15 protein-coding genes and 1 other RNA gene are annotated in these 24,126 nt (G+C 40.1%); 7 read left to right on the top strand and 9 right to left on the bottom strand.

Annotation, left to right across the window (positions count from 1 at the left end):
• Window positions 1-7 precede the first annotated feature (7 nt).
• From WSC_RS0101410 to putA, 4 genes are all read left to right on the top strand, one after another.
• The gene (locus tag WSC_RS0101410) at window positions 8-610 is read left to right on the top strand and encodes a TIGR04211 family SH3 domain-containing protein (protein ID WP_016954128.1); all 603 of its coding nucleotides are present in this window, start codon (window positions 8-10) and stop codon (window positions 608-610) included.
• 159 nt (window positions 611-769) lie between these two features.
• Window positions 770-4,198 (top strand): response regulator, encoded by a 3,429-nt coding sequence (locus WSC_RS23815; protein ID WP_016954127.1) that lies wholly within the window; start codon window positions 770-772, stop codon window positions 4,196-4,198.
• A gap of 3 nt (window positions 4,199-4,201) precedes the next feature.
• Window positions 4,202-5,131: a GGDEF domain-containing protein gene (locus WSC_RS0101400; RefSeq protein ID WP_026016602.1), complete on the top strand. Its 930-nt coding sequence runs from the start codon at window positions 4,202-4,204 to the stop codon at window positions 5,129-5,131.
• A 56-nt stretch (window positions 5,132-5,187) separates the two neighbouring features.
• Window positions 5,188-8,355 (top strand): bifunctional proline dehydrogenase/L-glutamate gamma-semialdehyde dehydrogenase PutA, encoded by a 3,168-nt coding sequence (gene putA / locus WSC_RS0101395; RefSeq protein ID WP_016954125.1) that lies wholly within the window; start codon window positions 5,188-5,190, stop codon window positions 8,353-8,355.
• Between the two features lie 487 nt (window positions 8,356-8,842).
• On the opposite strand, the gene WSC_RS0101385 is transcribed toward putA, so the two are convergent.
• From WSC_RS0101385 to WSC_RS0101370, 4 genes are all read right to left on the bottom strand, one after another.
• The gene (locus tag WSC_RS0101385) at window positions 8,843-10,057 is read right to left on the bottom strand and encodes a UbiH/UbiF/VisC/COQ6 family ubiquinone biosynthesis hydroxylase (RefSeq protein ID WP_016954124.1); all 1,215 of its coding nucleotides are present in this window, start codon (window positions 10,055-10,057) and stop codon (window positions 8,843-8,845) included.
• 10 nt (window positions 10,058-10,067) lie between these two features.
• The gene (gene ubiH, locus WSC_RS0101380) at window positions 10,068-11,276 is read right to left on the bottom strand and encodes a 2-octaprenyl-6-methoxyphenyl hydroxylase (RefSeq protein WP_016954123.1); all 1,209 of its coding nucleotides are present in this window, start codon (window positions 11,274-11,276) and stop codon (window positions 10,068-10,070) included.
• 3 nt (window positions 11,277-11,279) lie between these two features.
• The gene (gene pepP / locus WSC_RS0101375; RefSeq protein WP_016954122.1) at window positions 11,280-12,596 is read right to left on the bottom strand and encodes a Xaa-Pro aminopeptidase; all 1,317 of its coding nucleotides are present in this window, start codon (window positions 12,594-12,596) and stop codon (window positions 11,280-11,282) included.
• Between the two features lie 197 nt (window positions 12,597-12,793).
• Entirely contained in the window at window positions 12,794-13,381 is a 588-nt protein-coding gene (locus WSC_RS0101370) for a UPF0149 family protein (RefSeq protein ID WP_016954121.1), read from the bottom strand.
• A gap of 244 nt (window positions 13,382-13,625) precedes the next feature.
• On the opposite strand from WSC_RS0101370, the gene ssrS reads away from it, so the two are divergent.
• A non-coding RNA gene (gene ssrS / locus WSC_RS24560) (6S RNA) lies at window positions 13,626-13,806 on the top strand.
• Window positions 13,807-13,913: 107 nt separating this feature from the next.
• Window positions 13,914-14,627 (top strand): FadR/GntR family transcriptional regulator, encoded by a 714-nt coding sequence (locus tag WSC_RS0101360; protein WP_016954119.1) that lies wholly within the window; start codon window positions 13,914-13,916, stop codon window positions 14,625-14,627.
• A gap of 42 nt (window positions 14,628-14,669) precedes the next feature.
• On the opposite strand, the gene WSC_RS0101355 is transcribed toward WSC_RS0101360, so the two are convergent.
• From WSC_RS0101355 to WSC_RS0101340, 4 genes are all read right to left on the bottom strand, one after another.
• On the bottom strand, window positions 14,670-16,052 hold the full coding sequence (locus tag WSC_RS0101355) for an MFS transporter (protein WP_237716265.1): 1,383 nt from the start codon (window positions 16,050-16,052) through the stop codon (window positions 14,670-14,672).
• A 105-nt stretch (window positions 16,053-16,157) separates the two neighbouring features.
• On the bottom strand, window positions 16,158-18,548 hold the full coding sequence (locus tag WSC_RS0101350; RefSeq protein WP_016954117.1) for a glycoside hydrolase family 127 protein: 2,391 nt from the start codon (window positions 18,546-18,548) through the stop codon (window positions 16,158-16,160).
• 67 nt (window positions 18,549-18,615) lie between these two features.
• Window positions 18,616-19,575, bottom strand: a complete 960-nt coding sequence (locus tag WSC_RS0101345; RefSeq protein WP_016954116.1) for a glycoside hydrolase family 43 protein — start codon at window positions 19,573-19,575, stop codon at window positions 18,616-18,618.
• Between the two features lie 92 nt (window positions 19,576-19,667).
• On the bottom strand, window positions 19,668-21,014 hold the full coding sequence (locus WSC_RS0101340) for an MFS transporter (protein WP_016954115.1): 1,347 nt from the start codon (window positions 21,012-21,014) through the stop codon (window positions 19,668-19,670).
• Window positions 21,015-21,358: 344 nt separating this feature from the next.
• On the opposite strand from WSC_RS0101340, the gene WSC_RS0101335 reads away from it, so the two are divergent.
• Entirely contained in the window at window positions 21,359-22,327 is a 969-nt protein-coding gene (locus WSC_RS0101335) for a glycoside hydrolase family 43 protein (protein WP_016954114.1), read from the top strand.
• A 119-nt stretch (window positions 22,328-22,446) separates the two neighbouring features.
• Here the strand turns inward: WSC_RS0101335 and WSC_RS0101330 are convergent, their stop codons facing one another.
• A complete protein-coding gene (locus tag WSC_RS0101330) occupies window positions 22,447-23,931 on the bottom strand; it encodes an aldehyde dehydrogenase family protein (RefSeq protein ID WP_016954113.1) in 1,485 nt (494 codons plus the stop codon).
• Window positions 23,932-24,126: the final 195 nt, after the last annotated feature.

Raw genomic sequence — 24,126 nt, 5'->3', positions numbered from 1 at the left:
GTTATTAATGAAGTTACGCATACTTACAGTCTGCTTAATGTTGGTTTCAACTTGGTCAACAACCGCAAAAGCCGAACAATCCGCCTATGTTTCTGATCAACTTACCGTATTTGTCCACTCAGGGCCAACGCGCAATTATCGAATTGTTGGCACGATAGAAGCAGGTAGCCCAATCAGCTTAATTGAAAAATCGGAAGATGGAAGTTTCAGCCAAGTAGAATACGACAATAAAACAGGTTGGATTGAAAGCCAGTACGTTAGCACTGAACAAAGTTTGAAACAGAAATTTGTTCAAAGCCAACAAGCTCTTGAAAAAACAACAGCTGAATTAACTGAGGTAACGAATAAACTTAATACGCAACAAAGCGAACAAATGTTGCTGGAAAGCCAGCTTGAACGTCAACAACAAACAAATGCGAAATTAGAAAGCTCTGTGCAAAATTACCAAATGCAGCTCGCTCAAATTCAACAAAACGATGCGCAAACTCAAGAAAAAGTAAAAATGGATTGGATGATAAAAGGCGGCGCACTAGCTTTAGGCAGTTTAGTTTTAGGTTATTTGTTAGCACTCATGCCTCGCCGCAAAAAACGCAACCCAGACTTCTTCTAAACACTCCCCGTTAAGCGCTAGTTCTGTGGCAGCTCAAGAGCGAGCTGCCTTTTTCAATTCTGCAATTCCTTTTCTAAAAGTATAAAACCAGCTAGCTGGCTATTTATGTTCTATTCTTAATCTACAGTTCAACGACTTTAACTTAAACAAGACGCAGATATGAATAGCATTCTAGACAACTTGTTTCGTGGCGACTTTATGCCACACGGACACTGTTATCTATGGACTCCTGAAATTTTATGGTTGAATGTATTATCAGATGTTGTGATTAGCTTAGCTTACTTCACAATTCCACTGGCGATTTATTACTTTGTAAAACAAAGAGAAGATATTAAGTTTAAGGGGGTTTTCACCTTATTTTCTCTGTTTATTTTGTGTTGTGGTACCACCCATCTAATCAGCATATGGGTTATCTGGCAAGGATATTATGGCGTTCATGGTATCAGCAAAGGCATCACAGCTGCAGTTTCTTTAGCCACTGTTATTTATATTTTAAAAGCCATGCCATTGGCATTAAAACTCCCAACCCCAGCACAATTACTTGATGCACAAGCAACTGCCAATAAAGAAAAACTCGAAAGAGTAAAGTTGGAAAACATTAATAAACACAGTTTCATTGTACGTGAAACTATAGATGCGTCACATGTTGGTATGCTAGCGATTGACGAACATGGCATTATTCATTTAGCAAATCAATCACTGTGTAAGATGTTTGACTATTCCAAAGATGAATTAGAAGGAAAATCTGTCAATCTATTGATACCAGACGTTTTACAAGGCAAACACAATAGCTTCGTCCGTAGGTTTTATCAGGATAATGACATGAATAAACCTATGGCGTTGGGTCGAGTGGTGCATGGTATTACCAAAAACGGTGACAATATTCCTATTGAAATCCACTTAATTCAGCGTAACGTCGGTGAACAAGATTTAGTATTTGCCACCATTTTTGATGTCCGAGAAAAACTCGCAGCAGATGAGAAACAAAAACAAGCACATAAGCGTATAGAGCGCATCAGCAATGCAAGTAACGACGGTATCTGGGAGTGGGATACTAACACAGATCAAATATGGTTATCACAACAAGCCAAGCAATTATTGGGATTAAACACCGAAGAATCATTTGTGAACAAGTCGCTATGGCTCAATTTAATCGATGAATCAGAGCGCACAAATGTCGAGCGAGTATTATTTAGCAAAATTCACTTTCGGAGCGAGCAACAAGTTGAATATAAAATTATTGATTCTGACGGCAATGAAAAATGGCTATCGTCTAAAGCTGGAACCTCTTTCGATAAAGAAATGCAGGCTGAATATGTTTCAGGCAACATCAATGATATTAGTGCTAAAAAACAATTAGAGCTAAATTTAATTCAATTAAAAGACCAAGCCGAGCGCGCTTACAAAGCCAAAAGCCAATTTTTATCCAATATGAGCCATGAAATTAGAACCCCAATGAATGGCATTTTAGGCTTAGTGCAATTGGTTTTAAGAATGAAACTGGGCCATAAACAACGAGAGTATTTGAGTAAAGTAGAAAATGCCTCCAATAGTTTATTGAATATCCTCAATGACATACTCGACTATTCCAAAATGGAAGCGGACAAAATCACCATTGCTGCTGATAACTTTGATATTGAGCGCGTGTTATACAACACCATTGGTTTATTCAGCATTCAAGCTGAAAAAAAACAAATAGAATTGGTTGTTGATATTCCTGAACGAATACACCGTTATTATATTGGTGACGCTCATCGGCTTGGTCAAGTGCTACATAACTTAGTCGGCAACGCAATAAAATTTACCGAAACAGGTCGAGTAAAAATACTGGTCACAGAAGAAATTGAAGCAGATGAGCATGGTAACGACATTGTGCTGAGTTTTAATATTAGTGACACAGGTATCGGCATGAGTAGCGAACAAATCAATAAATTGTTTTTGCCATTTACTCAAGCTGACCCGTCGATCACCCGAAGTTTTGGAGGTACAGGTTTAGGCCTAAGCATTAGCCAAAAACTTATCCAGCTAATGGGTGGACAAATTGCCGTACTCAGTCAGCCTAACGTAGGGACAACATTTAGTTTCACAATACGGGTTAAATCGGGAGAACAAGTGCATGGCAGTTTAACACCACCAACAAAAATGAAAGTACTTGTGGTTGATGATATTGAAGACAACCTAATTATCATAGAAAACATCTTATTGAACTGGAAGTTTGACTATAAGTTAGTCAATTCGGCAAAAGCGGCCATTGATGTAATTAACCAAGAAAATCAACCTTTTGATATATTATTGGTTGATTTTCAAATGCCAGAAATGAATGGCGTAGAGCTGGTTGAATATTTGTATTCTCATCCACAATTTACCGACAAGTTGACTAACCTGCACGTGATAATGATGACCACTTACGGTGTAGAATATGCGCATCAAATAGTCGAAGGCCGCCATATAGAATTTATTTTGGAGAAACCAATTCTGGCGTCAAAACTCCATCAACTAATCCAAAATATAAATGGTACAGGCACACAGTCGAATCCACAATCACGGCAGAAATTAGATTTGGCCGAACACGAACAACAGCTACTATCAAGTGCCAACATACTATTAGTTGAAGATAATTTAACCAATCAATTAGTCGCAGTTGAGTTTTTAAAAGGTCTAAATGCCAATGTTGTCATTGCCAACACTGGATTAGAAGCGGTTGAATTATTTAATAAACGAGAATTTGATATTATTCTGATGGATTTACAAATGCCTGTGATGGGAGGTGTTGAGGCGACCAAACAGATAAGAAATACCAACAAAGGTGAACACGTGCCTATTTTAGCTATGTCTGCTGCCACTATGCCAGAGGACATCAAAGCGGCTCGAGAGGCGGGGGTAAATGATCATCTTGCTAAACCTATCGATTTCAACAAATTAACCTTGTGTATGTTAGATTGGCTAAATTACACCCAAGGTTACAGACAACGTGCAGAAGCAATATTAACCCCTAATAGTAACAGTTTTAGCATTGAAGGTTTAGAGCTAGACAAAGCAGTTGATAAACTCGGTAACAATTGGAATATTTTAGCCAAAGCAATTCAACAATTTGTCCACGATAGCCAGTCTTTATTAGGAGAACTTGATGCAGCAGCGAAAGAGTCAGACACAATGCGGTGTTTACATATTCTGCATACATTTAAAGGCATGTTAGCAACCATTGGCGCATATGAGCTCGCAAAATTGATTGAACAAACGGAAAGTAACATTCACACACACAAAACTTTAGATTTTACTGATATAAATCATAAACTTCAGCAACTAATGCTAGCTATTGAGCAGAGTAATTTGTCATCCCGCATGATAGCCACACCATCAATGAGCGATGAAAAACACGATCCGATAGCGACAATTCATCAATTGTTGACTAAATTTAAAGACGGTACTTTTGTCACAGCTGAAGAAATAACCATGCTAACTCCAAGTTTAGTTGCTGTAATAGACCAACCACAGCTAGATCAACTAACCGAACTTGTTGACCGTTTAGACTATTTTGCTGCAAGCAAATTATTGTCACGTTATGTAAAACAACCAAGTGAGAATTAAGCCTTGAGAAACTGTAATCTAACCGATTTAGCTCCGAGTGAATGCACTGTGTTGTTAATTGATGATGACACAGTCATGCTACAGACAATGGCACGTGCGTTAAATGAAGATTACAAAGTAAAAGTAGCCACAGACGGCCTCGCGGGCCTAAATATAGTAGAAGCAGATCCGAAAATTGATTTAATCATACTCGACATTGTTATGCCGGGTTTAAAAGGATTTGATGTATGCAAACGGATAAAAGCTAATCCAAAGTTACATAATATCCCCATTATTTTTGTTACTGCCCTAAGTGATTTGCCGGACAAAACCCAAGCTTTTAACTTAGGTGCGGTTGATTTTGTTACTAAACCAATTGAACTGCCGGTTTTAAAAGCTAGAGTCCGTACCCATGTGACGTTAAAGCGCCAATTTGATCACATGGAACAAATGGCCACAACAGATCCTTTGACTCAAATAGCCAACCGGCGCAAATATGATGATTTACTCGAATTAGAATGGAAACGGGCCATTCGCAATCAAACCTCTATAACATTGCTCATTTTAGATATAGATAACTTCAAAAATTTCAATGACCATTATGGTCATGGTGCTGGTGATGATTGTTTAACTATTTTCGCCAGAGTCCTTAAGCGCTGCGCCAACAGACCCAGTGATTTAGCCGCACGTTTAGGCGGAGAAGAGTTTGCCGTTATACTGCCAGACAGTGATAAAAAAGGCGCTACGACAGTTGCCGACCGCATACTTGAGCAATTACATACCTTACATATGGAACATAAACATTCTGATTGTGCGACCTTTGTAACTTGCAGTATAGGTATTGCAACTATGACCCCAGATTTTGAAACTGAAGCGAATTTAATCTATGACCAAGCAGACGCAGCTTTGTACAAAGCTAAACACTCCGGAAAAAATCGCTACGTCATCTATTAAAATTTGACTAACCTTAACTATACTTGATAACAAACGCTCGACTATCGAGGTTTGTAATGCAGCTCAATCAACAGATATTTTCCAAACATCTCCCAGATGTTTGCACCGATTTATATTCATTAAAACAAGCTTTATATCAATATCATTTAGTCGATGACACTGAATTAGTATTCCAGTTAACTCAGCTGTTAGATAGCCATTTTGATATCAAGCCAATTAAACAGCGCCTGCAAATAAACCGTCAACAACTAAAACAAAGCCTGTTTGCTGCTGAAGCGTTTTTTTCACAACTGGATTTATTTTCCGCCGAGGGCAATGCGCTAATGCGTCTTGCCGAAGCATTTTTACGAATCCAACACAAACCAAGTGCAATTCAGCTGATTCAAGACAAACTCGATTATTGGCAAATTGCTCACGACAACATCCAAAATAATTCAACGGAAAGTCAAAACAAAGTTGCAGTTACTCTGCATAAATTATTAGAGTTAAGTCATTATTTACTTGGCGATTATGTTGATGAAAAACCACACCAGCTTCATGACTTTTTGCAACAAGGTCTAAAACAGCTTTCTGCCCCAGCAATTTATTTGGGTATGCGCGAAAGCATGCAACAACTTGCGCAGCATTTCGTATATGCGCAAAATAACCACAAAGCTCTGGCACGCGCTCAACAACAGCACGATTTATGCACTTTCGATTGTCTAGGAGAAGCTGCGTTAGGGGAAGTCGATACAAAAGATTATTTTGACCATTACCATAATTTAATCCATCAACTTGGTCAAAATACCACTCAGCCGCAACACTCAGTGTCGATAAAACTATCGGCATTACATGGGCGCTTTGGTGCCAAACAGTATGGTCGAATAAAACCCATCTTGCTTGAACGTGTATTAACCTTAGCCTTTGCGGCCAAACAAGCTGATGTAGGTGTAACTTTTGATGCTGAAGAAGCAGACAAGCTCATGATCACCTTGGATATATTTGCCAACCTGCGCGCCAATCCTAAACTAGAAAATTGGCACAAACTTGGTATAGCAGTACAAGCTTATTCCAAACGCGCTCTGATAACCTTGTTATGGCTAAATGCACTTGGTCGACAACATAAAAGTTTTATTCCAGTACGCTTGGTTAAAGGGGCCTATTGGGACAGTGAAATTAAGCAAGCGCAGCAGCAAGGGTTAAATAATTACCCGGTTTTTCGGCAAAAACAACATACGGATTTGAGTTATTTGGTCTGCGCGCGTTTTTTGATAAACGCAGGCAATGCTTGGTTAAAACCACAATTTGCTGGGCATAACATTATTACTATCAGCCAAATTGAACAATTGATGACTCAGGTAGGTAGGGTTAATCAACCAATTGAATGGCAAAAGCTCTATGGCATGGGTAGCGAATTTTTCAGTCAATTTGCCAAGTCAACCAGTTACCCTATTCGCCAATATGCACCTGTTGGTAACCATAAAACCGTACTACCCTATTTAATTAGGCGCTTATTAGAAAATGGCGCAAATCAATCTTTTGTTCATCAAATTGCCGATGACACAATTGCGCTGGACACTTTATTAAACAATGTTAATCAATTGGCTGACACACAATGTAGAGTGAAAAATCCACCAGATATTTTTACTGACAGGAAAAACTCTAGCGGTGTGGATTTATCTGACTGCAAGCAGCAACACAATTTCGACAATCTGCTCAATCACTTACCCCATGACCCTTTTTTTAAACCGATAAAAACTATGTTGGCCGAGCATAAAATTGCAACAGATAAACTACTAGGTTGCAGCCACATTTGGTTACAGTCTTTGTTATGTCATTACGCCAGCAGTTTAAACACAGATTACGACTACCCGTTGTTATTCAACGAAGCAGCTAAAGTGCAAAAGCAATGGCGCAACAATACCAAGGAGCGTATACGCATAATTAATAACTTTGCAAAGCAATTGGTTAGTCATCAGCAGGATTTGTTGTTTTTATTGGTATATGAAGCGGGTAAAACAAGGCAAGACGCATTAAACGAGTGGCGTGAAGCACTCGATTTTTGTTATTACTACACTGAACAAATTAAACGATTTTCTGCACAAGAATTGGCGCATACGGCAGGCGAAAAAAATACCTTAACTTACCAAGCTAAAGGCACTTTTGTATGTATTTCCCCATGGAACTTTCCACTGGCGATATTTTTAGGCCAAGTTGTTGCTGCATTAATAACTGGCAATACAGTTATTGCTAAACCCGCATCAAGTACACAACTGATCAGTCATTATTGTTTACAGTTATTTAGCCAAGCAGGTTTGCCTAATGGAGCATTACAGTTACTGACAGGCCCGAGTAAACAGATCGCAAATAAGTTACTTAATTATCATTTAACTTACAGTGATAACCCATGTTATTTAAGTGGCGTTTGTTTTACCGGCTCGAATTCTGCGAGCAAACATGTTAACCAACAGTTGTTAAGCCACCCGCATAGTGTAAAACTCATTGCCGAAACTGGTGGCATTAATATTATGTTAGCTGATGCCAGTGCTTTGGTCGAACAAGTAGTGCGAGATGTAATTGAATCCGCTTTTGCAAGTGCAGGGCAAAGATGTTCAGCCACGCGCATTCTGGTGGTTCATCAATCCATTTATGTTGAAGTTAAAGATAAGCTGCAACAAGCTATGGCTGAGTTAGTCGTTGGCGAAGCACAGCAGCAAACAACTGACGTTGCGGCTGTGATTAACCAAGCTGCGAAAGACACAGTAAATCACTACTTAAACTCCGAATTTATCCAGCCTAGAATCGCCTTTCAAAGCAAACTTCCCAATGAACTAGCCGAACAAATACATGAGCATAATTTTGTCCCACCCACATTGGTAGAGATAGACAAGATAACTCAAGTTCAGAATGAAATATTTGCCCCTGTACTACATATCTGCCCATATCAAGATCACTATCAGGTATTAAAACAAATGCAAACTATGGGTTATGGTTTAACTATGGCAGTGCATACACGTAATCAGCATTTGTGGCAGCAAATTGCGCTGGATGCGCAAGTTGGCAATATTTACATTAACCGTAATCAAGTTGGCGCAGTGGTTGGTTGCCAAGCCTTTGGTGGCATGAATTTGTCTGGCACAGGGCCGAAAGCAGGCGGGCCAAATTATTTATCGGCGTTTTTAAATGAAAAACTGATTTGTGAGAATACTGCTGCTATTGGGGGAAGTTTGGACTTGTATGATTAGTTGTTTAAAAGCGCTAAAAGGGCCATGCAATCAAGCCCGCTCAAAGCATCATTTTCTAAAAACGCTGTTCGCCAATCCATGGCCGCTCCCAAAAGATATCCCTATCTTTTGAAGTTTTAGAAAATGAGCATTCGAGCATGCTTTAATCTAGCACCGATATTGCTGCTAGTAGTTGGGTTACAACACATACACCAAAAAGTTGAATGGAAATAGCTTGAGCAAACTTCCTGATCTCTATCAAAAAATCAGACAACGCCTTGAATATAGTGAAAGATGTTTGGCACTGTCTTTGCCAAACCTCCAATCGGTACAATATGCAGCGACACAATTGTAAAGAAGGTTAATGGAAATGTTGTGAGCAAAACTTCAAAAGATAGGGATATCTTTTGCGAGCGACCCAAGGACGGGCTTGAAGCGTTTTTGCGAACAATATTCCATTGAGCTTCGACTTAGTAGCACACGTCTTGCTGCGATTTTACGAAAAAAACTACTCAGGCAAACAAATATCCGGTAGTTTCCCCGTTAACCCCATTGCCACTTTGCTCATTTGACTTTTCGCCGGTTTAATTTGATTTAACCCGTTCATCACAGCTGCACGTAATAATTTAACTGGCGCGATATCGTTGGAGAAAGTGCGTTTAAACACCTCCATAGCAGCGAGCCTTTCCAGCGCATCTGCCTGACGCCAACGCATGGTTTTTCTAAGCTCCACTGCTAACTTAGTATCCTCATCTTGCCAATGCGTTTTAAGCGTTTGCGCAAAAGCAAAAGCATCTAGTAAACCTAAATTAGCGCCCTGCCCAGCTAATGGATGAATAGTATGCGCCGCATCACCTATCACTATGCTCTGCCCTTGGATAAAGTTTTGTGCGTAACGCGCCATTAACGGATAACTAACCCGCTCAGAGGCTAACTCAATTAAACCTAAATGTGCATCAAATGCAGCAGTCAATTTATTGTTAAATTCTGCATCATCTAATGCCATTAAATTTTGGGCAGTTTCACGAGTTTGCGACCAAACAATTGAACATAAATTTGAGTCTTGCAAAGGTAATAAAGCTAACGGGCCTGTGGGGGTGAATATCTGCCGCGCAGTATTGTTATGCGGCTGCTCAACACGCACATTAGCAACAATCGCATCTTGCCCATAATCAGAAAAACTAATAGGTAAATCTAACCATTGGCGAATCTTAGAATTTGCGCCATCCGCCGCAATCAAAAAACGTGTTTGTAATAATTTATTATCGTCTAACTGCAACAACGGATTATCTTGCGAGTTATCAATTTGGCTGACTTTGGCTGAATAAAACTGGCAGTTTTTCAGTTCAGCTAGTTGTTTTAACAAAGCCTGCTGCACCAATAAATTATTACAAATATAACCTAGCTGCTCAGTGCCAACATCACTGGCACTAAAGTGAATTTTGCCAACGCTATTTTTATCCCACACCAACATATCTTGATACGCTGCAGCAGCAAATGGCCATACACCTAAACGACTAAATGCATTAATAGATGCTTGATTAAGTGCACTATAACGTAATGAATTATTTATCTTTTCATCGTCTAGTGAAATGTCAGTAGGTTCTGTTGGTAAATCTGGCGAGACAATTGCCACATTTAATCCAGCAAGGGCTAAATCGAGCGCACAACTTGCGCCAACCATACCACTACCCACTATCACTACATCGTGCTTATTCAGCATAAATTAACTCTCAAGAATTGCGAAAACCCATAGCAAAATTTGCAAAATAGCGCTTAGCTACAGGCAAATTTTCTAAGGCAAATAAACCAATATTACGCATTAACTGCAGCGGCTGATATTTGTTGGAAAAGCTTCTCACTAAAAAGTCAGTTGCTGCTGTCATTTGTTGAATATCTTGCTGACGCTGCGCCAAATAACCAGACCAATGTTGATATTCACCAATATCCAGCTGTGCTTGTGAAGCTTGTTGAATCACTTTAGCGGCAGCAACAATATCACGCACCCCCAAGTTAAAACCTTGCCCTGCCACTGGATGTAAAGTATGGGATGCATTAGCTAAAAAAATCACTCTATGATGGTGCAACTGCGGCATGACTAAACTAATGAGTGGATAGCTGGCGCGTTTACCAATTTGCTCAATTTTGCCAGCGCGAAAACCAAATTTTTGTTGCAGCGCACTGATAAACTCAGCATCGCTTGCAGCTAACATTTCTTGTGCTTTTTCAGCTGTTAAACACCAAACTAACCCATATTTGTCTGCCGACATTGGCAACATAGCCAGTGGGCCAGTTTGTGTGAATCTTTCATAAGCGATAGATTCACTCGGGCGAGATAACTGCACGTTCGTGGTGACAGCCACCTGCTGATAATCAAATTGTTCAACCGGCAAATTGAGTTTTTGCCTAAGTGGACTGTTGGCGCCATCGCAGCTGGTTATCAATTTAGTGTTGAGCTTTTGGCCATCATCTAAAGTTAACTCTAGGTGCGCTGTATGCTGCTGTATTTCAGCTATTTTATTCGGGCAAAACCAACTGATGTCAGCGTCTTTTAAATATTTTTTTAAACCAGCTCCTAAAGCTTGCGCCTCAGCAACATAACCTAAAAATTTGTGCTGATTATCTGGATGAATATAACTAAAACCCGCGGTTGATTGCTCTGATACTTCTATCTGTTTTATTGGATGGGCATATGGTTCGATTAACGGCCAAATTTGCCATTGTTTAAAACACTGAACTGAATGATAAGCCAGCGCAATTGCGCGATTGTCAAAACTTGGGTGGTAGTCGGCTGCTAAATCAATTGGCTGGGGTTCAATTATGGCAATTTTGATTAAGTTTTGTTTGTGCTGTTTTGCCAGCGCAACCAAAGCAGCAGCTAGGGCTAAACCCGCAAGGCCACCACCGTTTATAACTAAATCAAAATTTAACTCTGTTTGCATAGATTAACCTTGCATCCAAGCTTCAATGTCTTCAATACTTTTTGGCGCTAATGTGGTTAATACTTTGTGGCCGGATTCTGTGATCACTATATTGTCTTCAATACGAATGCCAATGCCTTTGTATTTATCCGGTACGTCGGCATCTATACTAATATAAATGCCAGGTTCAACCGTTAGCGCCATGCCTTTTTGCAATTGTCTATCTTGTTGGTCGACTTTGTATTGACCTACATCATGTACATCTAAACCTAACCAATGTCCTAATCCATGCATAAAAAATTGGCGGTAAGCGGGGGCTTGACCCTCTTGCGCTTGAATATTATCCTCAAGCGAACCGTGCAAAATACCTAAGTCAATTAACCCTTGGGTGATCACCTCAACCGCTCTGTCGGTTGCTTGTTTTAAAGTATTGCCCGGCAACAACAATTTCATTGATTCTAGCTGCGCATCCAACACAATTTGATATACGGCCTTTTGCGCTGGAGAGAATTTACCATTAACAGGAAAAGTACGGGTGATATCGGCAGCATAACCTTGCAGTTCACAACCCGCGTCAATCAAAACTAAATCGCCATCTTTGAGTCGGTCTGAATTTTCTGTGTAGTGCAAAATATTGGCGTTATCACCACCGGCAACAATGCTGTTGTAAGCAACAAAACGGGCACCATTCATAGCAAATTCATGCTGAATCTCTGCTTCTAATTGATATTCATACTTGCCAGCTTGGCTAAAAGACATTGCGCGTTTATGTGCATTGGCACTAATGTCTGCCGCTTGTTGCATAATTTCTATTTCAGTCGCGCTTTTAAATAAACGCATTTCATGCACAATGCGCGATAAGTCGTTAAATTGATAAGGTGGACAACCTAATTTGCCTTTGCTGCGAATATCTTGTACTAAAGCCAACACAGTTTTTTCGAGTTTGTTTTGTCCGTGCGGCCAATAAACGGCGTGACAACCATCTAATACAGGTAAAATATGCTGATTAAACTCAGCAACTGCAAAGGTTTTATCTACCGCCAGTTCTGCTTGCGCAAGCTCAGGCCCCATGCGGCGACCATTCCAGATTTCCGCTAATTTATCTTTCGCGCGACAAAACACCCAAGCTTCTGCAATATCAGCTTTTTTAATTAAAACTAAATACGCATCGGGTTCGTTAAAACCAGTTAAATACCAAAAATCACTGTTTTGTCTAAATGGATATTCAGTATCGTTGCTGCGGGTTTGTTCCTGCCCGGCTTCAATAATTGCAACGCTGTTATCAACCATTTGTGCCAATACCGCTTGGCGGCGATTGTAAAATTCTACTTGCTCAATCATCTTTTAATCCTGTTGTGTGATTGTTTACCTACCGTTTTTAGCTCTGAGCAGAGCACAAATGCTGAAGAAAATTTTAGAGCAATAATTTAGAGCAAAATCTCTTTTTCAGGGATGAAAAAGCGAAGCGTACAAGGACGTATTTACAGCGTTTTTGCGATAATTATGCTCTAAAGTTTTCATACTCCGGCGTTGCTCTGCTAATGCAAGGTTGGTTTTGCCCCTGGCTCAGCGGCTTGTACACCACTTTTATCCCCTAACTCACTAAAACACATAATAGTGGTCATGCGGATATATTCAGCTACTTCTTCAAAAGCAATTAAGTTTTCTTCCGACTCTTCCATCTCAGTATCCATCTGACTAATCGCAATTAAATCTTGATACGCTTCGCGCACTTCTTTATCCACATTAGCAAAACGCTCACCGACAGTTGCGCCAAAAGATGAAATAAACGCAGCTAACCACTCTATTAACATCTGTGCTTGTTCAGCTAATGGAATATCTTCAGTACGAGGAATATATACATCAAAAACAAAATCAGGATCTAACAACTGTTCATAAGTCGCTTTATAGATTTCTTGCATTTTGCTCGCGACTTCATCCGTCAACTCAGCTTCTTGCAAAGCAAACTCACTAACAAATTTGCGCCATTGACCACTTTGAAAAGGCATACCACCTGCTAAACAGCCACAAATAATGCCGTGAATTTCCGCAGCGGTACACGGCAACTCGTTTTGATGAAGGAAAAAGTCAAAAGAATCGTAATCAGGTAAAATTGGCTCAGCCATTAGGATACTCTTTGTGTCAAACTAAACTGACGCTATGTTATCACCGCCCAACGATAGCAACAAACCAGATAGTCAAATAACCAATGATTATTTGGATGTGATTAATAATTATCAAAGCTTAGCTGGAAAAAGCGTCAGTCAAAACCTAAAATAGATACATTAGTGGTTGAGTGCTTGCAATAGCGAATAGGTCTGTTAAAGTGCGCGCCCTAAGCAAATAAAGCATAATTTGCTAAACAGTTTTGTTCCCCTGAGATGTTCGTTTTTGGGTTATATCCCAGAGCTGATAACTTTTATTAAGGGTGGCACCATCTGTACTATTGAGCAGGCTCGGCATGCACCGAGAAGCCTACGGTAGAGTGTTGTTACCCGCCTTGAGCTTCACAGTTCAAGGGTTGTACCCGAGGCGACTTTTTGGGGGACGCCCCGCCTAATTTTCACTCAATTGCAACAAAACCTTTTGCAAACCTGCATAAAATATTATCATACCGATAATTTATAGCGGTCAGAATAATAATTTGGATTCAAACTTATGTTGGAAAACAAGCGCACGGTTAACAAACGAAGTTTATATGGGCAGGTTGCGAACACTTTAGGTGAGCGTATTGTTGATGGGTATTACGCACAAGGTGCTAATTTACCTCAAGAAGCTAAAATAATGGAAGAGTTTGAAATTTCACGTACAGCCCTGCGTGAAGCTTTTAAACTTTTGTCGGCAAAAGGTTTAATAGAATCCAAACCTAAAACGGGTACTAAAGTTTCATTAAAAAAATATTGGAACATGCTCGACCCTGACGTATTAAACTGGTGTTTTGCCAGCGCCCAAAGCAAAAAAGTATTGGCTGACTTATTTCAATTACGCCAAGCAATTGAACCTAGAGCGGCATTATTGGCTGCGAAAAATGGTACTGATGAGCAAATTGCAGCAATTGAAACTGCCTACTTAAAAATGGAAGCAGCTGAGTATGGTACTGAGCAAACTCTAATTTCAGACGTTGAATTCCACCAATCTATTTTAGCCGCATCTGGCAATGGTTTAATGGATGCATTTGGCACTATGTTAGCCGAAGCTTTATATCGTTCATTTGATATCACCACCCACAGGGGTGAAGAATATTGGCAAGCGTCATTACCTATGCACAAAGCTGTATTGCTGGGTATTCAAGCGCGTAATGCTGAGCGTGCACATTTTGAAATGTTAACGCTATTAAATGTCACCGACGAAGGTGCAAAACAAGCTGTTTAACTAGCTGCAGATATCGAACAAAGAGTCGCTAGGGTGCCAACCCTAGCGCACTGATAACTTGGCGTTAATTGCTTCTTTTTTAGCAGATTGGCGAATATTGGCTAACTGCACCAATCTATACTGCTTCATAATAAAACCAACCGCGATATGAAATATTGCTGGCAATACAGTAAAGAGTACAACAATACCTTCTATTGTATGTTGAGACGCTTGATGATGGCTTGGGTTGTAATCTAAATAAGATAACGACACACCAATAAATGCGCCTGATATACCAATAGCCATTTTTTGACTCATAGATACGGCACAATAAGATAAACCGGCAACGCGTTTGCCGAATTTTCGATTGCCATAATCCACCGCATCCGAGATTGACGCCCAAAAAACTGGAGCGTGTAAATCGACCACAAAACTCAATAAGAAGAATAACGCGAAGGCTAAACCGACTTGACTTGGGCCCACCAATAAAAACAGTGCTAAACTTATCGCACCGGCTAACCACTGGCTTTTATAAAAGAGTCGAATTTTTGAATAACGTTTAGTGATCCAAGTTGAAGCTAACATTGCCAAAATGGAAGCAGTTACATTGGTTGCTAAAAATAAAGATTGTCCTTGTGCTGGTAACTCTAGGTAGTACTTGGCGTAATAAATGGCGAGCGCCCCACGCACCATAAAACCCATGGTACTGACCACACAAGAAGAGCATAACAATACAAGTAGTTGGTTTTTAAATATGAGTTTAACTTGCTCCAGCATAGGTATAGGCTGATGCTCGTGGTGAATACGCTCTTTCACCCCAGCAAAACACACCAATAAAAATGCACTGGCTAGTAGCGCCATGACCAACATAGTGGTTTGATAACCACTTTGAATATCGCCATGCCAAAATTCCGCGCCTGTAACTATAGGCACCAAAAATACTACGGCAAAAGCGGCTAATTTAGCCATAAGTAATCTGTAACCACTGGCTGAAAGGCGCTCTTTGCGACAATCTGTCATAACCGACAATATAGAAATATATGGAATAGTCACAGCGGTAAACATCAAGCTAAATAAACCATAACTCAAATACGCCCAAACCAACTTACCTGAATAAGCCCATTCTGGTGTAGAGAAAGTTAAGATGATTGATAAACCAAAAGGTATAGCTAGATAGAGTAGATATTGACGATAACGGCCATAACGACTGATATAAGAATCAGTTAAATAACCCATTATAGGTGTAAGCAATGCGTCGAGCGTGCGTACAACCACAAACATGATACCGAGATCAGTTGGGTTTAAACCAAAAATATCGGTATAAAAGTAGGTAATTAATAACATCATAGACGCATAGGCAACGTTAATTGCAAAGTCACCTGCGCCGTAAGCTACCTTTTCGGTCCGTGTTAAACCAGCTTGCGGCGTAATATTTATTGGATTCAAACACTCTTCTCCACTATATACGCCTATGTGTTTCATAAAATGGCTATTACTAATGCTCTAATAATAGCCTAAAAACCAAATTAGTAATACTATTTTACTATAGTTTTATTTAGTAGACATCAATCTGACACCGTAAATACCACCGGCAATTGAGCCAGCTTTAGCAACAAACTTGATTTCTAACTTGTCTTTTTTCGCCTGTAATAGCTCTGCTGGAATTGGGTAATCGACGGTAAAGAAGTCTGCACCTTTGTCACCTTTAAGCGCTACATCAGCAATTTTTTGCCCCGCTAGGTGAATTTCAAAGTTACGACCATTGTCTAAACCAAAATAAGTGATGCGAATAAATTTACCGGCATGACCAGTATTGTTTAACTGATAGCTAAACCATGCATGGGCGTGACGCCAGTGTTTACCCATATGTACACCAGCTTCACTGCCTTCACCTTGATAAAAGTGATCTGACTCTGGTTGCTGCTCACCCGGTGCAACTTTATCAACGGTCTTAGCTTCTAGCTCAGCTAATTTGGCCGCTTCGCGTGCTGCTTTATTTCTAAACTCAGTTAAATCTGCAGTTGAGGTATTTGGCCAATACACCTGATAACGTGTATCGTGCAACTTGTAAAAAGGCACAAGTACAACCGGCTCAGCTAGTGGGTTATCAATATTTGTACTTGCTGTAAATGCTAGTGGCTGACCTGCAACTGGTTTTAACCCTTTCACAAATTTATCAGGATCATCCAAAATAACCGGCAAGGCTTCTGGTGGACACATTTCACCACGGGCAATATGACCCATGCGGCTATCATCCGAGACAAAGTTAAGCTGTTCATTCGGGAAAGGATTTACTTTTGAACCCATCACTAATGGCCCATGCACAACCGCATAATGGTTAGTATCACCCGGCAAGGCTTCGGCTTTTGTTTGCATTGGCAGTTCAAATTCGACTAAATCACCCGTTTGCCATTGGTTGTTCAACACCAGATAACCATTTTCAACTTTGGCATGTTTTTGTTTGGTGCCATTTACCCAAACATCCATTTTGTCGCCTTTTAACCATGAAGGCTGACGCAACATCAATTTAAATTCGCCACTACCTTGGACAATAATTTTTGAACTAGCTTGCTCAGGAAAACTTGTTTGCTGCTCTAAAGTTAAACCGCGCTTTGGTAAATACAGTTTTGAGTTAACAAATAGGTTTACATAAATATTGTTGTTTTCATCATGTGCATATACCAACTCGCCATATTTACCGTGATTTTCTATGCCCGAGCCAACACAGCACCACATAGCGTGATCAACATCAGAATACATACGGTAATGTCCAGGACGCATAGAGGTGAAATAAACTAACCCACCGTGTTCTGGATGTTGTGAAGATAAAATATGGTTGTACATACCACGTTCGTAAAAATCTAAATATTTACTGTCTTTGGTTGTTAGGTACAACATTTTCGACAATTTAAGCATGTTATAGGTATTGCAGGTTTCTGGCCCTTCAATATCTGTGATCATGGCTTCAAAATTATCTAACGAATGGAAATGTTCTTTGACGCTGTTACCGCCGATAGCGGTAGATCTATGGTTAACCACGCGATCCCAAAAATATTCAGCCGCGGCTTGCCATTTTTTATCGCCAGCCACTTCTGCAACACGGGCAAAACCCACTACTTTTGGAATTTGGGTATTGGCATGTAAACCGTTTAGTCTGTCTTGATTTTGCAGCAGTGGGTTTAAAATGCTTAATTGCGAGAAGTCACGCGCGAGTTTTAAGTAACTTTCATCGCCGCTCATGGCATACATGTCAGCAAATACTTCATTCATGCCGCCGTGTTCAGTAATCAACATGGTTTGTATTTGCTCGTGAGATAAGTTTTTAACTAACCACTTAGTCCACTCGCCGTATTTTAATAACATGTCTTTGGCTTTAGCTTGACCACCAATTAGGTAAGCGTCACGTAAACCAGCATACATTTTATGAATATTGTACCAGGGCACCCAGCGTTTATTCATTGAGAATAAATCAGCTTCAATTTTGCCGTTAGCAACCTCTTGCCACATTGCAGGGCCATTTGGTATGCCACCTAAATACCCAGTTTCACCGGCTTTTTGGATGATGACTAATTCGTCTATTGCGTACTGCAGGCGTTCTAATAAACGAGGGTCTTTGCTTGATGCATAACTTAAGCTTAATGCAGTTAGGTAGTGACCGCCTATATGTCCGTCTAGGCCAGTGTTTTCCCAGTTGCCGTAACTTTCTTTTCTTGGCTCTAGGCCTGCTTCGCGGCGATATGGTGCAAGCAGTTTATCTGCGTCCAGTTGCAATAAATAGTCAATATTGGTTTGTTGTGCATGTAAAAATGCACTGTCTTTTAGTTCAACTTGATCTAATGGGTAGAGCTGCAAATTAGCTGCGCTTGCGTGTGTGCTGGCCAGTGCTAATGCACCCATTACGACTGTTTGTTTAAACCATTTATTTAGCTGCTTGCTTACCATGTTCAAATCCACTTTATACTTAATGTTGTATATTTCTCGGCCTATATTTGTCGTTCAAGGCAGAAAATTAACCTTGGATCATATCCTCAGCATCTGCTGCTGTACCAAATACAGGTACACCATCTTGCCATTCAATTGATTTAACAAAAGTATGACGGTCAGGGTTCCACAGCGGATCACCTTCAATTTCTGTGTAATTGCGCGCGTGGAATACCAACATATCTTTGCTACCACACTCAGACTTAGTAAAACTGTTGTGACCTGGGCCAAACATTTTTGCTTCGTGCACAGTTCTGAAGATAGGTTGCTGCGCTTTAGTCCAATTGGCTGGCTCTAATAAGTCAGCGTCTTGATCTATGCTTAATAAACCCATGCAGTAGTTTTCATCGGTTGCACTCGCTGAGTAAGTAACGAAAATTTTCTCATCACTCTTTAACACAGCTGGCCCTTCGTTTACCCAAAAACCGCGAATTTCCCAGTCGAATTCGGGTTTACTGATCATCACAGGTTTACCACTGATTTTTGTTGGGTTTTCCATCGGCGCTATATATAGGTTTGAGTTACCTTGAATGTGGTTCTCTTTCTGCGCCCATAAGTAATATAGTATACCTTTGTGGGTAAAAACAGTTGCGTCTAAGCAGAAGGTATCTATCCCTGTATCAACTTGGCCAATAAACTTCCATTCGCCTGTTAATGGGTTAGCATCGTCACACTGAATTACGTACATTCTGTGTTGGAATAAACCATCAACAATTTCACGACTTGGCGCGGCAGCAAAATAGACATACCAGCTGCCATCAACAAAATGAACTTCAGGCGCCCAAATTAGCTCTGAATAAGGGCCTGTATCTGGCTTGTGCCAAACAGCAACACCTTCAGCATTTTTTAACTCTGCAATGCTTTTTGCTCTGCGCAATTCAATGCAATCGTATGCTGGTACAGACGCGGTGAAATAATAATAACCGTCTGTGTGTTTAAAGATAAAAGGATCAGCACGTTGCTCGATCAATGGTTTAATCAAACTCATAAAAACTCCAATAAATTACAACTTGGATTTTGTTAATTCTTACTCACCTGGTGTTGTCTTCCTCAAACAACAGCAGGTTAAATACTCGTGTTCTAACGAACTTCTACCTCTAATGACCCTTTCATATCATTGTAGTATTCGTCAGTAATAACATATTTGTACATAATCGCGCCGACCAAACTATGGAAGAAACCCGGGATAATGCACAACATCATAGCGATACCAAATAAAGCTTCGCTTGATTGTTCTTGGTCGGCAACATAACCATAATGCGCCAACAAAATACCAACCATCCAACCAGCGATACCCATGCCCGCTTTTTGGAAGAAGGTGATACCGCCATAAGCAATACCTGAAACTCGGCTCTTATTTTTCGCTTCACCATAATCAACCGCTTCAGCGATAGCTGACCAGAATACAGGTGCGTGTAAATCAACAACAAACGACAACAAGAAATATAAAACCAAGGCCAACATCATGTCGCCCGGCTGTACCAAAACAAACATAGCAACGCTAATCACACCAACGGCAATTTGGCTAATGCGGAATAATTGAACTTTGCAGTATTTTTTGGTGATCCAAGTAGAGGCAACCATAGCTAAAATAGCCGCACCAACAGATATAGATAAAAATAGAGATTGGAAACCTGCGTCACCACCCAAGTAATACTTGGCGTAATATAAGGCAACAGCTGAACGCACGGCATAACCAATAGTGCCCAATAAACAAACTGAAGCTAAAATCACCCATTGGTCGTTGCGGAATAATACACCTAGCTGTTCAAATAAGCTGCGTGAGTCTACTTTATGCTCAATACGCTCTTTAGTTGTTGCAAAACAGAACAACAACAACAAAGTGCCAATAATCGCCATTAAGCCCATTGCCGCTTGATAACCAGCTGCCGTGTTACCATCCCACATTTCGTGGTTAGCTAATAAAGGTACAATAATGGTAACTAAAAACGCTGCCACTTTTGCACAGAACAAACGGTAGCCATTAGCAGATAAACGCTCTTTCGGATTATCTGTAATCACACCAATTAGCGAGATATACGGAATGGTTACCCCAGTAAACATCAGGGTGACAAATATATAAGTTGAATACGCCCACACAAGTTTTGAGTTGTAGTCAAAATCTGGCGTACTAAAGGTTAAAAATACTGAAATACCAAAAGGTATAGATAAGAAGAGTAAAAACGGACGATAACGGCCCCAACGGGTTTTGCAGTTATCGGTAATAATACCCATTAGTGGGTCGGTTATACCGTCTAACAAACGCACAACTAAAAACATAGTTGCTAAGTCTTCGGGTTTGAGCCCAAAAATATCTGTATAGAAGAAAGTCATGATCAAGAACATCGAAGAAATTACGACGTTGACCGACATGTCTCCCGCACCAAAACCTATTTTTTCTAATTTTGAAAGTTGATGTGAACTCATAAACCGTACCTAAAAATACTGCAAGTGATTGACCAATTTAGCCTTTAACTAACCATAACCCCAATTAAAAGTTAGTTAAACTAGTTTTAACATCCTAGTAATAAGCAAAGATAACACAACAATTGCAAAATATAAACATATAGTAATACTATTTAAAAAATATTTTAGCTAAATACTGCTGTAAACCAATGGATATGGCCTATGGGTCGAATTTCGAACTATTGGCTAGGTAATAAATAAATGGGCTTCAAGAATAAATAAAAAGCAAAATAATATTTACAAATTAAAATAAATATATAGTATTACTATTTAACAATATTCAAACAACTTAGTAAGGTGCCAACATGAAATTTGTTAAACGCACATTAGCTGCTGCGGCAACTGCGCTATTATGTAGTCAAGCAGTTGCGAAAAACCCTTTATTCGACAACGTATTCACTGCAGACCCTGCTGCTATGGTTCACGATGGCAAAGTGTATTTGTACACAGGTCACGACGAGTCGCCTAGCAACAATGTATTTTTCCAAATGCATGACTGGTTAGTATTTAGTTCAGAAGACATGGTTAACTGGACACAACACGGCCCAATTATGAAAGCGACTGACTTTAAATGGGCAAAAGGTGATGCTTGGGCTGCGCACATGATTGAGCGTGATGGCACATTCTACTTTTACACAACAGTGCGCCACAAAGATGACAAACCAGGTTTTGCAATTGGTGTTGCCACCTCAAAAAGCCCACTTGGTCCATTTGTAGATGCTCGTGGTAGCGCGCTTGTTACTGACGACATGACCAAACACACACCAAATGATTGGGACGATATCGACCCTGCAATTTGGGTAGAAGAAAACGGTGACACTTATATGTTTTTTGGTAACTTAATGCCAAAATACGTTAAGTTAAAAGACAATTTAATTGAGCTAGACGGCGAAATTAAAACACTAGACCTACCTACCTTCACTGAAGCACTTTGGGTACATAAGAAAAATGAATATTATTATGTAACTTATGCGTGTGAATTCCCTGAGAAAATTTGTTACTCAATGAGTAAGAGCATTCATGGTCCGTGGGAATTTAAAGGTGTGTTAAATGAATTAGCTGGTAACAGTGAAACAAATCACCAATCTGTTATTACTTTCAAAGGTAAAGATTACTTCTTCTATCACACTGGTAGTTTACCACCTAAGCCAGGTCAAGAAAGTGGTGGTCGTTTCCGTCGCTCTGTAGCGGTTGAAGAAATGCACTACAATGAAGACGGTACAATTCAGCGTATTCATATGACGACTGAAGGTGTAACTGAGCCAGCTAAATAACTGCTGGCATCAATCTAAAGCCGACTTGAAGCATAATTTTCTAATTTAGAAAATCAGCATTCAAATCGGCTTTTAATATCGAGTCGCTAATGCTTAATACTGGCTTTTTTATACCCGAACTAAGCAAATTTAAACCAAGTAGACTTCACATCCGCATATTGGCGCAAAGCCCAAATAGACTTATCTTTACCCATGCCAGACTGCTTCACCCCACCAAAAGGTGCGGTTGCATCATCTTCACCCCAAGAATTAACATGCACACTACCCGCTTTGAGCTCGCGAGCTACTCTATGTGCAGTGGAAAAATCATCAGTCCACACACCAGCAGCTAATCCAAAAGGTGTATCGTTAGCTACTTGAATCGCCTGCGCTTCAGAATCGACCGTAATAACCGACAATACTGGGCCAAATATTTCTTCACGCGCAATCGACATATCGTTAGTCACGTTAGTTAAAATTGTCGGCGCATAGTAAGCACCACCAGCAATGGGTTCGATAGCTTTACCACCGGCAATTAATTCAGCGCCATTGGCGACTGCGTGGTCAACCTGTTTTTGCACATTAGCCAAATGCGAATGGCAGAATGAAGCGCCAACTCGGCTTTCGATATTCAGTGGATCTTTCGGTTGATAAACTTTAGTTTGTTCAATCACCAAAGGTAAAAAGTCGTTTAACATAGACTTATCTATAATTAACCGCGACGCTGCAGAACAGATTTGTCCTTGATTAAAAAAGATGTGGCGAGCTAAAGTTTGCGCGGCAAACTCAAGTTGTTTGGAGCTATCTAATAAAATAAACGGACTTTTACCGCTGCACTCTAACGCAACCTTTTTTAAATTAGATTGTGCTGCATACTGCATGATGAGTTTACCAACTCGGGTTGAACCAGTAAAAAATACCCCGTCAACATCCATATGCAATGCTAAAGCCGAGCCTGCAACTTCGTCACCCGGTAAGACGTTTAATACACCTTCAGGAATGCCCGCTTCTAAAGCGAGTTTGCCCAACAAAATTGCCGAATAACAAGACTGCTCAGCAGGTTTTAAAATAACAGAGTTACCAACGGCTAATGCTGGGCCAATTTTCCACGCCGCCATAATCATAGGGTAATTCCACGGCACAATTGCCGAAACCACACCTAACGGCTCGTGAGTAATAGTACCTAAAGCACCATCACGCGGTGGCGCGCAATTGTCGTAGGCTTTGTCCAAAGCTTCAGCAAACCAACGAATACTCGCCGCACCAACAGGAATATCGTCAAAAACCAAGTTTTCGACTGATTTTCCCATCTCAAGCGCATCCATTAATGCCAGCTCTTGTGTATGCTGGTCAATTAAATCAGCAAATTTAAACAAAATGCTTTTGCGCTCATTGATGCTTTTGCCGCGCCAACGTTTGTCGTTAAAAGCTTGGCGCGCGTTACTTACTGCAATGTCGACATCCAATTGGCTGCATAACAATACAGATTGTAAACTGCGATTATCCACAGGCGAAAACTTAGTTAATAAGTTGTCCGACTTAGGGTTATAAGCTTGTCCGTTAATGATTGAGTGTGTGTCAGGATTAAAGTCAGCTGCGAGCTGACGCCAGTCTATTTGATGCATAACTTACCCATATTAATGCTGGCTGTCCGTATAAAAGTTTAAGTCCGTTATTTATTATAGTTTTATAAGTATTAATAAGATTAGTAATTTTAACAGTTTTTTAAAATACTTCTGCAAACTTAGTAAAATAACCAAGGTTCAAAAGCTATCATATTATTAAAAAGTTAAAAAGCTTAGTTTTGTGTGGCTTTATCA

Source organism: Catenovulum agarivorans YM01 (assembly GCF_000281085.1).
Taxonomy (GTDB): domain Bacteria; phylum Pseudomonadota; class Gammaproteobacteria; order Enterobacterales; family Alteromonadaceae; genus Catenovulum; species Catenovulum agarivorans.
This window is presented reverse-complemented; position numbering and strand designations above follow the sequence as displayed.